General features: G+C 40.5%; 10 protein-coding genes. 4 read left to right on the top strand and 6 right to left on the bottom strand.

Annotated elements, in window-relative coordinates; translation table 11 throughout:
- Window positions 1-7: 7 nt before the first annotated feature.
- The 4 genes from AC0KUT_RS01285 to AC0KUT_RS01270 all read left to right on the top strand — a co-directional run bounded on the left by AC0KUT_RS01285 (window position 8) and on the right by AC0KUT_RS01270 (window position 4745).
- The gene (locus AC0KUT_RS01285; protein ID WP_488832892.1) at window positions 8-1318 is read left to right on the top strand and encodes an O-antigen ligase family protein; all 1311 of its coding nucleotides are present in this window, start codon (window positions 8-10) and stop codon (window positions 1316-1318) included.
- Window positions 1315-2658, top strand: coding sequence for a phenylacetate--CoA ligase family protein (locus AC0KUT_RS01280; protein WP_488832890.1), 1344 nt, complete (start codon window positions 1315-1317; stop codon window positions 2656-2658). Before AC0KUT_RS01285 ends, AC0KUT_RS01280 begins: the two co-directional genes overlap by 4 nt.
- An 11-nt stretch (window positions 2659-2669) precedes the next feature.
- Complete coding sequence (locus AC0KUT_RS01275; RefSeq protein ID WP_488832889.1) at window positions 2670-3611, top strand: glycosyltransferase; 942 nt, start codon at window positions 2670-2672, stop codon at window positions 3609-3611.
- Between the two features lie 135 nt (window positions 3612-3746).
- Window positions 3747-4745 carry a hypothetical protein gene (locus AC0KUT_RS01270; RefSeq protein WP_488832888.1) on the top strand — a complete coding sequence of 333 codons (999 nt, stop codon included), beginning with the start codon at window positions 3747-3749 and terminating at the stop codon, window positions 4743-4745.
- Window positions 4746-4810: 65 nt separating this feature from the next.
- On the opposite strand, the gene AC0KUT_RS01265 is transcribed toward AC0KUT_RS01270, so the two are convergent.
- From AC0KUT_RS01265 to AC0KUT_RS01240, 6 genes are all read right to left on the bottom strand, one after another.
- A complete protein-coding gene (locus tag AC0KUT_RS01265) occupies window positions 4811-5815 on the bottom strand; it encodes an acyltransferase family protein (protein ID WP_488832886.1) in 1005 nt (334 codons plus the stop codon).
- Window positions 5816-5838: 23 nt separating this feature from the next.
- Window positions 5839-6789 carry a glycosyltransferase family 2 protein gene (locus tag AC0KUT_RS01260; protein WP_488832885.1) on the bottom strand — a complete coding sequence of 317 codons (951 nt, stop codon included), beginning with the start codon at window positions 6787-6789 and terminating at the stop codon, window positions 5839-5841.
- An 83-nt stretch (window positions 6790-6872) separates the two neighbouring features.
- The gene (locus AC0KUT_RS01255; RefSeq protein ID WP_488832884.1) at window positions 6873-8315 is read right to left on the bottom strand and encodes an oligosaccharide flippase family protein; all 1443 of its coding nucleotides are present in this window, start codon (window positions 8313-8315) and stop codon (window positions 6873-6875) included.
- A gap of 88 nt (window positions 8316-8403) precedes the next feature.
- Window positions 8404-9399, bottom strand: a complete 996-nt coding sequence (locus AC0KUT_RS01250) for a GNAT family N-acetyltransferase (protein ID WP_488832883.1) — start codon at window positions 9397-9399, stop codon at window positions 8404-8406.
- A gap of 84 nt (window positions 9400-9483) precedes the next feature.
- Window positions 9484-12108 (bottom strand): tetratricopeptide repeat protein, encoded by a 2625-nt coding sequence (locus tag AC0KUT_RS01245; RefSeq protein ID WP_488832881.1) that lies wholly within the window; start codon window positions 12106-12108, stop codon window positions 9484-9486.
- A gap of 182 nt (window positions 12109-12290) precedes the next feature.
- The gene (locus tag AC0KUT_RS01240; protein ID WP_488832880.1) at window positions 12291-13583 is read right to left on the bottom strand and encodes a porin family protein; all 1293 of its coding nucleotides are present in this window, start codon (window positions 13581-13583) and stop codon (window positions 12291-12293) included.
- Window positions 13584-13586: the final 3 nt, after the last annotated feature.

The following is a 13586-nucleotide window of genomic DNA, read 5'->3' as shown; positions in this document are numbered from 1 at the left end:
GCTTTAAGTGAACACGAGTAAACTAAAACCAGCCGAACCAGATGTGGACTACAACTCCGCCAGTTACGAAATAGCGTCGCTCTTTCGCGGACAGCTGCTCAGCTATATGGTGGGTTTCTATATTTTCGCATTTTACTTAGAACTGCATAACCGCTTTCCAATTCTTCAAGCCATTCGATTCCAATTTACCTACGGTGCGATTATCGGCGGCCTTTGCCTGTATAAATATCTTAATGACAAGAGCAAGCAACCAAATTTTAATTCAGTCACTAAAACGACTTTTCTTCTAATTTTCATTATGGGTATCTACACAATATTTTCCATGGACAGGCCCGAGTCCATGACTGTATACAACGACCGTGTCATAAAGTTCGCGCTAGTGTCATTTTTCATTTACGCCGCTACCGATAAAATAGCAGACCTGCGCGTAATATTAGCCTTTATGCTTTTAGCATGGCTAAAAATGGGGCAGGAAGGCTTTCTAGGCTGGTCTACAGGAAGCCTAATGTGGGAAAATCAAGGCATTCAACGCTTACACGGCTCTACGGCTATGTATGGTCACCCCAATTCATTCAGTGGCTTTGCCGTTGGCTGCTTGCCCTATACAGTATTTTTATTAATGTGCGTAAAAAGTAATTTACTTCGCCTTGGCTTATTGGCCATTATTGTTTGCTCGCTCATTATTGTTGTGAATACTGGCTCAAGAACCGGCTATGTCGCAGTTGTAGTCGGTGCAGCCTACTTCTTTTTTACCTTAAAAACCGGAAAGGTAAAAGTAATGTTACTTGCAGCACTTACAATAATGCTGACCATTAACTTAGTCCCCCAACAATACAAAGAGCGCTTTGAGTCTATTTTTACCGGTCATGAAAAAGAGGGAAAGTCCAGTGAAGCAAGAATAATAATAATAGAAGATGCAATAGACATTAGCTTGCGCTATCCGCTAGGTATAGGCTTGCAGGCGTTCCCAAAAGTACGCAACGAGATGTTTGGCCGCGCACAGAACACCCATAATTTGTACCTAGAGGTTTTAACCAATATAGGCCCCATAGGCTTCATGGTTTTTGCAATGTTTATCGTCAAAATTCTAGCGCTAAACAAGGAGCTTATAAAACGCTTAATATCAATACCACTACCTACAAATGAAAAGCTATTTTTAAACAACTTATGCAAGGGAACCATTGGCTTTATTCTTATAAGATTATTACTTGGACTATTTGGCATGGACATGTATGAAATTTACTGGTGGATTGCGCTGGGAATTACTTTAGCCATTGCAAAACTTATACAAAAAAACACTGTAGGGCATCCACAATGAACATCAATAAAATATTTTTCAAATTTTTAATATACTACCCTGTAACAATATTAAGGCTTGAGTTTCCTTTTTTCCTCATTAGAAAACTTAAAAAGTCACAATATCTAGACCCATCAAAAATAGAGGCTATGCAAAGCAAAAAACTAAATAAGCTATTGCGTCATGCAAAAACTAATACAGTTCACTATAAAAATATAGATGCGGAAAATACTAACTTACAAGCACTAGCAACAATTCCAATTTTAGAAAAGGAATCAGTTAGATCTGACTACAAAAAATTAATTTCGAATAAATTTCATGGCCTAAAAGTAAATAAGACCACTAGTGGATCTACCGGCGCACCAGTAAGTATCCTCAAGAACAATTACGGTATGGCACAGGAGCTTGCCGCAACATGGCGGGGCTACAGCTGGGCGGGGATCGATGTAGGAGACAAGCAAGCAAGGTTCTGGGGTGTACCAATTGAGAGAAAAGGAAAACTTAAGGCGCAACTCATTGATTTTGTAACTAACCGCTACAGAATATCCGCATTTTCTTTCTCAGATAGTGATTTAGAAACCCACACAAATAATTTAGAAAAATTCTCACCGAAGTATTTTTACGGATATGTATCCATGATTGTTGAATACTGTCATTTTATAAACAAAAACGACTACCAAAATAAATTTAAGCTTACTGCCATTATTACAACCTCTGAAGTCTTAACAGACACAGACAGAGAGCTTTTAAGCAATACATTTAATTGCCCTGTTTTCAACGAATATGGTTGCGGTGAAATTGGCACTATTGCTCACGAATGCAAAAATGGCGCATTACATATAAGCGCCGAAAATATGATTATCGAAATTGTTGACGCAAAGAACAATCCAGTAAAAAAAGGTGTACCAGGCGAAATCATTGTTACTGACCTAACAAATTACTCCATGCCTCTTATTCGTTATCGGATGAGGGACTTTGCAACTATTAGTTCCAATGTATGCAACTGTGGCATTAATCTACCTTGCCTAGAAAAAATTCATGGCCGCTCATATGACATGATTGAAAACTCCAAAGGAAAGAAGTTTCATGGGGAATTCTTTCTATACATTATTGAAAACATCAAGAAAAAAGGAATCGCTGTTGATGGGTACCAAATAGAGCAAAGCGCTAAAAATCAAATAACCATTAGACTAATATGTACTCAAGAAGCGTTTGTCGAGTCAAAAAATACATTAGAAATCGAAATATTAGAAAAATTTGATAATGATGTAGATCTTGTGTTCATGAAGTGTGAATCCATAGAGCGCGAACCGTCCGGAAAGCTAAAAGTAATTAAGTGCCTATCAAATAAATCAAGTTAAGGATGGCAAAAATGCTAGGAATATCATTTATAGTTCCCACACATAATGAAGAGAACTATATTCAGCTCTGCCTTTCAAAAATTGAATATGTATCAAAGGGCTCTGCCATACCCGTTGAGATAATTTTGGTAGATAACAACTCGACAGATAAAACTTTGGAGATAGCATCAAAATTTAATGTATCTGTATATTTATGTAATACACCAAATAATCCAGCCGCGACTAGAAACATTGGCGCATCTTATGCAAATTTCTCAATTCTTTCTTTTGTAGACGGTGACTGTATTATTTCCGAGAATTGGATTGAACGATTAATAGAAACATACGAAGATACTGCTGTAGGAGCATATGGTGGGAGCGTATTAAGTCCAAAAAATGGAAATTGGATAGAAACAACATTGGCACCAATAAAATCTGCCGACTATCGGATACAAAATAAAGCGCTGCCAGGTGGAAACTTTTCAATAAGAAAAAAGCTTTTTCTTGAGCTAAAGGGATTTAATGAAAAACTAATAACTGCAGAAGATGATGATCTATCAAAAAGAGTAGTTAAAAGTAATTATGTTGTAATTAATGAAGGAAAACATAGTGTGATTCACCTCGGATATCCAAAAACTTTAGCCTCAGTGTTCAAAAAACAATTATGGCATGCGACGAGCCAACTAAAAGCACATGGGGTTCTTGGCGACAAGCTAGTTTTTATTACTATCTTTTGGATAGGAATATTATTTATAAGCCTACTAAGCCTTTTAACACCAAATACTATTTTATCAGTATTGAGTTTGACTCTATTTTCACTAATACCGCTAGCGTTTAGCATACAAAGACTTAAGAAAAAACCTCAAAAGAACCTAATTACATACCTTAGGATGTATCTGATATCTTGGCCTTTTATGTTAGGTAGAGCTACAGGGCTAATTCTAGAACTAATTAACCATAAAGTTATAAGATAAAAACCGTCGATTAAGCGATCACCTAAAAACGTAATCAGTCCAAAAAATGAGTTTTAATAACCTTTCATTCCTTTGCTTAAAAACTAAACTGCTACACTTTTCTTATCGTATCTAACTACCTGAGGCACAGATGTTGTGAACAAAATACTAATAGCATTCCTTACGCTTATACCTCTAGGTTCTATGGCTGAGACCAGCGTGACAAGCAGTACCAATACCATCAATCTTAACTCGCCTGATGGCAGATTTGGCACCGCACCTTTAACAGTTGTTCATGACGATTTTGACCAAGGAGCCGTTGGAAGCAACTTGGAAAATTGGTCTCTTGATAGCTCTCACGGCTTAGTTCCCATTTACTCAAATGATAGTGCTGTCACAGGTACTCAAAGCGGAAAGGCTCGCTTTTTCGATGGGAACTTCAACTCAACTGCAGAGTTAAAAAATCTTGGAGGAATAACTACAGCCTACCTAAGTTACTATTTCAAAATTCATTCAATTACTGGAGTGCCATCTAGAAACATTAAGCTAGCACGATTATCCGGCGGCTATCATGGAGGTTATGTTCAACCTGTAGGGCTGACATTCTTTGAAATCAATAAAAACGGTATTTACTATACCTACTCAAAAGCTAATGAAGAATCAAAAACACCTACACGATGGCTAGCGAATTATTCTGATAACCAATGGTATAGAGCCGAATACTACATTCAACTATCTAATCCAGCAGGAGCTGCGAATGGCAGAAGTCGCATTACAATTAATGGACAGGTTTTTGCTGACTTTAAAGATGCAGTTACCGAAGAGTCAGGAAATAAAATGGAATGGCTGACAATGCCTTACTATGTAGCACATGATCCAGGTGGTGATTACGAAGTGTTTTATGACAATGTGGTTTTATCTAAAAATTTAGCTCGAGTTGAAATCTGCGATAAGCACGAATACAAAGCCTGTAAAACGCCCACCATCGTAAAAGTACTATCTTGGAGTCCAACAAAAATATCCATTGATGACTCATATTTTTCAGACAATAAATCTTACTATTTATACGTCTTTGATAGCTTAGGTAATATGATAAATGAAAATGAAATTCATATATGTAAAATATGCCCCGCAGCACCTACAAAATCGAAATAAAGTTTAATCACACTATAGAGCTAAATTTCAATTTAGCTCTATAGTTCCTCTGAAATAAAATCTATTTATCGAAATTTAAATCGCCGCTTGGTAAAGCCAACTATAAAAAATTCACATTTAACAATAAACACCGAAGTCAATATCAATATCAGTACTACTAGAGCAACTGCCCCCAACCCTAAATCACTCCAAAAATAATCAATTAATTTCTTTCCGGCTCGATTGTGTATTAAATATAGTGGATAACTGATGGAGCCGAGCAATAAAAAACTGGCTGTTTTTTTAACATTAAAATAGCCCAGCGCCAAACCATAAAAAAACATAAACAACAGCAATACCAAACCAGCCGCAAGATTCCTCTCTAATAAACCGACTGTCACCATAAAATAGCTGGTCTGCTCGCGCGCCAGGATCATAGCAAACAACCCGCTCACCAAAAATAACCATTTGATGTAGCTTTCAGTATTATTTTTATTAATTAGATAAGCGCAGATACCACCAATAAAATAAAACGAATACTGGGGGTTAATAAACCAACTTAAAAAAAATGGCTGATGCAGAAAGTAATAAGCAATTGCTGCCATCAACCAAGCACTAAGCCAATATCGCCAAAACTGAAACAAGCCTGTAGCCAAAAGTAAAAAAATGCAGCAATAGAATTTGAGTTCTGCTTGTAACGTCCAGTAGACGCCATCCACATTGGGTATGGAGAAATAATCATTCAATATGGTGGCATTAGCCAACACCGCCACAAGGGGTGTTGTCTCGCCTTTTAGCCACCAAGCAATACACAGAGTAAACAACAGGCATACTATAAATGCAGGGTAAATACGCAGAGCCCTAGCAGTAATAAACTCCATCGCTGATCTGTTTTGCGCCGAGGCCATAATCACAAAGCCGCTCAACATAAAAAAGAAGTTCACGCCTAGATAGCCAAACTTAAGTGTATTTTGCAACGCCACCAACGACTCGTTTATGTATATTGAGTAGTGATAAAACAACACCGCGAGCGCCGCCAAAAACCTCAGCGGGTCTAATATTGCAAAACGCGGTTTACTAGCTTCTAACATAACAACATCTCTTATTACACCCACTAAGGTTTAAAAAATCCAAATACCTTCGCTTCAAGTAAAAGCTTAAGCCCCTTGTATGAAACCCGAATACTTAAGCTTTTACTTGCATAGATTGCCTGCTCTTTATATTTTTTTTGCACCCAGTACGCGTAAGCTAAACCCAAGTAGTCTTTAGCTATTTGCTTTTTTAGTACATTTTTTATAGCTGGCTTTTCGCATTCATTTAGGGCTATAACTAAGGCCTTTATTTTACTTGGCCCCCTGCGCAGAAAACCCCGCTGGCTAATACAGTCCGGCTGGATTCTATAGTGGTGTAAAACCTCATTAACAAAAACACCGCTATGGTTTTTTGAAAACTGCATCCAAAATAGCCTGTCGTCAGAATTCTTCAAGCTCTCATTAAAAACGTTCCGCGCGCCGAGTGCCGAGCGTCGCAACACTACACTTGAGGTACCAATAAAATTGGTGCTGCACACACCCTCATATAAACTTTCTGCCGTTATGACAGTTGCATGACCTAAGCTAGGCGCTATGGATAGTATATTCCACAAGAGTTCATAGTCTGCAAGGTAATCACTTTTCAACAATTTCCCCTGTTCATCAATAGACGCAAAATTTGTAAACAACATATCTGCAGTTAGGTGCTCATCCAAAACTGCAACCGAAAGCGCCAACTTATCTGGGTGCATTAAGTCGTCCGAGTCGAACATACAAATATAATCGCCACTAGTGGCGGCTATACCTATGTTTCTTGGCTTTGCCGGGCCACCGCTATTTTCGATTGAAACAACTTTAAATCGCTTGTCTTTTTTTTCAAACTCCAGCGCCGCGTTTAGGGTTGTATCCGTAGAGCCGTCATTTATAACGATGCACTCAAAATCCTCATAGGTTTGGAGAGCTATAGATTTAAGAGTCTCCTGAATATAGGCCTCAGCATTATAGGCGGGTATAACAATACTAATTCTTGGCATGGTTTAGTCCTGCAACAATCAACACCCTAAAACCTCACCAAAAAATTCAGTGCAGGCAATTGATTTAAAAATTGTAAAGCTAATTACCCTATGCTTTTACTTTTCTTAAAGGGTAATAGGTTTTTAACTATTAGTAATTCTTTCCGCGTAAATAGCAAAGCACCAATACCCACTTGAACAACTGCAATAAGTGCAGCAAATAGCAACATATCTACCAGTGTTAGACCTGAAGGATTACTAATAAAGCTTTTGGCAAAATAGGCTAGTGCAATAGAAAGTGAGAGCAACAATACGACTCTCAATAAAAAGTCCTTTAACTCAATGTTAATAAATTTTCTGCAACATATCGGCAACACAATAAGCCGCGCAATTAAGTTAGGTATTGCTATGGCGTAGGCAGCGCCATTTATGCCCAGCTTTGGAATAAGCACCCAGCATAAAATAGCACTGGCTATGGTTTCACCAATTGATATGTAGGAGCCTATAGAGTGCTTATTAATCGTTAAGAGTAAGCTATTGAGCGGGCTGACAAAATAGGCGGAAAATCGCCCTACCGCTAATATCATTAAACAGCTAAAAGCTTCCGCTGCCGGAACTGAACCCTTCATCCATAAGTTTATAAAGCTAATACCCAATAGATAAAAACCCGAGAGAAAAATGGCACCCAGCGCTATGTTGAGCTTAGTAAACATGAGCACCGATCCCTGCAGCTTTTGTTGTTCATTTTTTGCGTAGTATTCGGTAAATATGGGGCCAGTAATATTGGTGGCTTGGTTCAAAAACTGTAGCGCATACTCCACCAGCCTAACCGCCACATAGTATACGGTGAGGGCACTATTGCTTATATAAAAGGCAATAAACCAAATATCCATTTTGTCGCGCAACAGGGCCGCCAGGTCTATTACAAAAACCCATTTACTAAAGTGGAACACATCTTTAAACGTTGAAAGGTCTATAGACTCACGCGAATAACGCAATTCTTTAAATAATTTATTAGAAAAACTCACATAGATGCCAGTGCTTATAATACCGGTCACAAAGGTAACCATGGCCATGGCCACCAAGCCGTAACCATGGGAGATAAAATAATAAATTAGCAACGCATCTATAATGCTTTTACTTAACCGCACCTGGGCCACAAAATCAAAGCGCATATAGGCGCTTATAATACCGGGGAAGGCCTTAGCCGGAAACTCAATGGCTAAAGACAAGCCCGTGATAATTAAAATGGTTTGCGCAAGGGTTAAGTTCTGGGCATTTTCCATTAACGCCGCCGCGCCAAAATGCGCAGCTAGAATAGAAGCAATTAACACCACTACCCCCAACAGCGAATAGATAACCAGCGAAGTGTTAATAATACGGTTGGCACCCTCTGGATTATTTTGGTGAATATATTTTGAAACGTAACGGGTAACCGCTTGGTTAAAACCCAAGTCCAGCAGGTAGTAACTACCTACAATACTGCCAATAACAATCCATAAACCATAAAGCTCTTTACCTAAAGTGGAAATCAGGAAAGGCATCATGAGCAAGCCGATAACAATGCTAACCAATGTTTGTAATACTCTAAAACCGGATCCTTTTAGGATTAAAGAAAACTTTGAACTCACGACATTACCTTTTACGTAACAATAGTTGTTGCAGACTGCGCAAATGTTTTACTCGGCCTCGCTCTAGGGCATAGCTGACCAAGGTGGTTTGTAGGTTACTTATGTGTTGTTTATAGTTGCTATTTTTACCTTGCCCAGCCATGAAGTCATAACCATAACCTTGGGCTAAGGCTGCCTCTATGGCATAGCCCATGTGGAGTGCACCTAGGGCTATTTTGGGGTATTTGTTTTCAACAAAGCCTGACTGTAAATTGTACCTATATCCCTGCCATACAATATCAAGCAATAGCGAAACCTCTTGGCCACCTACCCTCATTGCTTCTAATATAATTTCGCCACCTTGATGATTCAGCTCCGTTAAAAATAACGTCATAAACTGAATAGATTTTTCCCCATAGCAGGCTTGCCCCCAACGCTCCACATGAAAGTTATTAAGCCGTGAAATAAACTCACTCACTTCACTTAAGGAGTATCGAGAAAATGAAATCGCACCATGATTGCTTAATAACGTGCGGCGATTGTAGTAACGCAACCGTGTATTCGCCCCTAGTGATTGCCAATACTCATGACAGCTACCCGGAGCAACCCTATAGGCTATTTCTGTTTTTTCACGATACACTTTTACACCCAAGGCCTTTGCGAGCGCCCAAACATGCCCTTCCGCTACCGACCCTTGAATGACATCAGGGATTAAGAATTGGTGCCAAGGTAGTTGCGCTAAGCGTGACGCTAGCTTTTCTATGGTTGAGTGCGCTAGAAGAGAATGCAGATTTATATATTCGGCGCGCGGCGTTGATACCTGCCGAGATCCCACGCCCATAAGATGCATACTAACAATAGGAAGAACCTTTTTGACCCTGTTGCGGCACAAATACAGTTGTTGCATAGGATTTTGTGGCGCGCCTATATCCACAACCTGAATACCCGCATTATCTCCCCATATTTTCGCCCACGCATTTATCCAGGCAGCGGTGCGAAATAGGCTAGGAGGTTCTACCACTGCCGGCTCCAACATATTTACTGCCCTATAAAAACAAACGACAACTCTTTTGGAGTTGCCGTTTGTGAGGTTTACGCTTAGCGCTTAATGACGACTTTTTGCATCAATAACATGCTGCTTTATTTCTTCATTCGCGGGAGCCAACTCTTGCGCTTGTTCTAGCACTTTTACACCCTCAGCTACCGCGCCTGTCTCTACGAGTATCCAGCCATAGGTATCTAATACTTCTGGAGACTTCGGTGCCAAGTTGGCAGCCTTTTTAGCCATTTCCAGTGCGCGCGGATCTTTATCTTCATAATACATCCACGCGAGATTGTTGAGAGCAACCGCCATATTAGGTGAAAGCGCTATAACCTTTTCGTACCATTCTTTTGCTTCAGATTTATCACCTGCCGTTTGCGCACCTATAGCTTTTATTAAAGTTGCCTTTGCACTCTTCGGTAATTTTTCAACCCAGTCACCAGCAAAGGTAAGCGCTAAGGCTTCTTCTTTATTGCGTTGATAGTAGGTGTAAATTGCATCGGCTACGCCTTCTGTTGGCGTTTCGCCCCATGACTGACGAAACAGCTTAATACCTTCTTCTGGCTTTTCTTCCGCAAAACGTATTACACCCTGTAAGAATAAACGTGCGCCTTCATTTTTATCAGATGTAGAAAATGCATCCAGCAAACGTTGTGCTTCAGGAATCTTTTTATCAATAAGTTCAATTTGAATAAGGTTTGCGAGATAGTCGGGGTTTTCAGGATAGAGTTTTATGGCTTCCAGCATGCTGACACGCGCTTCACCCAATTCATTTTTTGCGCGATGCTGCATAGCTTGCGCCTGATATAGACTAGCGGCAATTTGCTTCACATGATTTGCATTACCGCTACGCTCTAACGCAATTTTAATATGCGCGAGTGCTTCTGGTAATTGCTTGTTATTTACCATTAACTGCGCAAGAACAACGGATGGCTGCCAGTTAGTCTTTGTTTTTTCAAGCCCCTGCAGAAAATCTACAATTTCTTTGTCGCGCTTGAGTTCGAGCATAATCTTATACCAACGCCCATAGGCCGCCGTCATATCAGGATCTGCTGCTAGCGCTTGCTGCCATGCATTTACCGCTTTTTGCGGTTGATTTTGAATTTCGAAAATTTGTGCCAAACCAGAAAAGGCTAATTGTTTTTCGCTGTTAGACTTCATGCTCAGTGATTTTTCAAAAGCCTGTTCGGCAGCTGCGTAATCCTTCAGCTCCATAAAGTACCACCCCTCCATAAAGGGGCCACGCGCGTTGTCAGAAAACTGTCTTTTGAATTCTTGAATTTCTTCTTTCACTTTATCGGCTTGGTCATTTTGAAAAAGCGATTTCAAATAGACTTGTTGCACCATAATGTCCAGCGGCTGGGCCTCATAGGCCTTTTGCAGTTGCGCAAGTGCTTGCTCCGGCTGATCAAGCGCTTTATAGCGCTTTGCAAGGGCTATACGTACCCGCTGCTGTTTAGGGTCTAACGCTAAGCTTTTCTCTAATGCTCTCGCGCCCTCTACGCTTTTGTCGTCGCGGTCTAATAAGGCCAGACCATAAGTAGCCAAAATAGCTGCATTATTAGGTTGGTTTTCAGTGGCATTTTTTAATAGTTCGAGCGCCTCATCCATTTTGTTGCTGCGATATTTAACCAGAGCTGCCGCCTGTATAACGGTGGGTGTAGCTGTTTCTGGATCTATAAACTGGTCGAATAAATCTGATGCCTTGTCATCAGCACCTTTTTGATATTCCACCATACCGAGCAGCGTTGCTGTTTTTTTATCCTGCGGGAATTGTTCGCGCAATTCGTTAAGTATCACTTCTGCTTCAGCAAATTTTCCCTGCTGGTACATTTCCATCGCTTCATTAAAGCGCTGTTGTGCGGCGTTACTTTCTGGGCTGGCTTCCGCAATGACTTTTTGGTAGGTATAAGCCTCACTGGTGCGACCTTGCTGTATGAGCGCGTCCGTAAGGGAAGTAAGCACCTGCAAGCGCTCCACGGTAATAATGTCTGTTTTAGGTAAAAAACTCAGCGCAGTTGTAAGATGTTTTTCAGCTTGCGGTAATTTCTGTAAAAAGATACTCACACTGCCCAATAGGCTTAGGTATTTGACATTATCTGGCTGCGCCGCCACCAGCTCACTTAAGAGAATTTCTGCTTCTTGTATTTTGCCTTTGGCCAACAGGTAATTTACCTCTACAAATGTTTTCTCATGCTCTGCGCCACCCATTGCTACGTATTTTTCGATTGCCGCTGTATACGCATTATCATCGCCCAAAGAGATGTTTGCCGTCGCAAGTAAGGCCATTTGACGCGCAGCTTCTTCACCTTGTGCATCGCTCGAGTGATCGTTTAATACATTGATGGCAGTGCGGTATTTTTTTGTGGCAACATAGGCCTCTGCTAATTCAGTCGCTACTACTGGTTGCTTTTCTACTACTTTACTCAGCATATTTTGCGTAGCTACGTAGGCACCAATTTGGTTGTAGATTTTGGCGAGCAAGAGGTAGCCATCTGCTGCCTCGGGCTGCAATTGAATGGCACTTTTCGCCTCTTGCATGGCGGGCGTTAGCTGACCTTGGCTCTGATAGACCTTACCTGAGGTGAGGTGACGTTCAGCCTCTACTTTGTGTTCTTTTTGTTTATCACTACAACCCACTACAAAAATATTTAAGGTTATTGCAATTAGTATGAGTATTTTTTTCATGGGTGCACCCATTCTCTTTTTTTAATGACTATTGTTAATGCCTGTGGCGGCACGATTCCCAAAACTTATTTACTATAGATATTCCAACCAACAATTTTTCACTACTCTATTAATCTTTTTACCACTTTATTCTGGCCGAACAAACCAGCCAACGACATAGGCTGCTGCTCTTTAGCTATGTGTTAAAAACTATAACTTATTCCTACCCCTACAAATCTTTCACTGTATTCAGCGTCAAGGTTTTCGCTGCTACGGTCCTCGTCTTCAACCATAAGACGCAAAGCAAGTGATCCCATAAACGTATAACTATATTCCGCACTGGCAATAGTAGAATCGTAGTCACGCCCTAAATCTGCACCACTGAATACAAATTTACTTTGGGTATATTTCACATTAATCGCGGATGCTTTGGTGAACGAATAGCCAAACGTTAAACTGCCACCTGTTGATTTTTGTTGTTTTACATCATTGATGTAATCATCCTGCTGTAAAAAAACCGTTGCAGTTAAATCACATTTGAAACAAAGAGAGGCAGCATTCCAACTTGCTTGATTATCTTGACGCTTAATTAAGCCTAGTGCGCCACCAGACCCATCGCTGGTTGGCAAATTTGTGAGTGAAGGCTGATTGCCATTACCTAAGGATGTATCGGTTATGGTTTCAGAGCTCATTAATTCGAAATCATACAGCCCCGTTTTGTAACTTATATTGAGGCTATAGGCAGGTGAGGTTTCGGTGAAGCCTATTTCGGGGTCGCTTTGGTTGTAACCCAGCTCGATTCGGTAGCCTAGCTTACGTAGTTGTACCGCATAACCGAGCATGGCTTTGCGCGAGGTATAGTTAAATTCGCTTAGGGTTTCGAAGTTGATTTCTGTTGCTTGCACCATAAGCTGTAAATTTTGTGTTGCCGAGGTGCCGTGAAGGAGCATTAAGCTTGCACCTTGACGAGTTGAATCTAAGCGCTCATTTTCAAGAAATTTCACTTGTGTACTATCAACCGATAATTGCACTTGATCTGCGCTGCTAATACGGAAGCGCGCATTGGGTGTTAGAGTAAATATCTCACGTGAATCTTGATTGTTGGTAAGGTTTATTTGATCTGGCGCTTTTAGGAGTGTGGTGCGGGAATGTGTTATGTGGAGATCAAGCGGCTGGTGTTCTTTACCAATAACAAGTGTTGAACTGCCGTCCAGTGTGCTTTTATTTATTTGAGAGTCTTCGCTGAAACGCCGCTCATTGGCATTGTAGTCGGCTATAAATTCTATGAGTGCGTTGGTGTATTCGCCGCTCAATGTTAGCCCATACTCATCTTGTCGCTCATCTAACAAGGTTGTCGGAGACTTATAGGCATTGTCCGATGAACCAGCCAGACCATAAATCTTTCCTGACAAACCGTTCTCGGCATGCAGCGCAGGCGACACTAAAGCCACTGTAGCCAAGCTGACAATTTTGCGCAAAAAAAGTTGAGTTTCCATAAG

The organism is Cellvibrio sp. 25HG11W-0, from assembly GCF_057815475.1.
The sequence above is the reverse complement of the archived record's forward strand: the minus strand, read 5'-3'. Positions and strand labels throughout refer to the sequence as shown.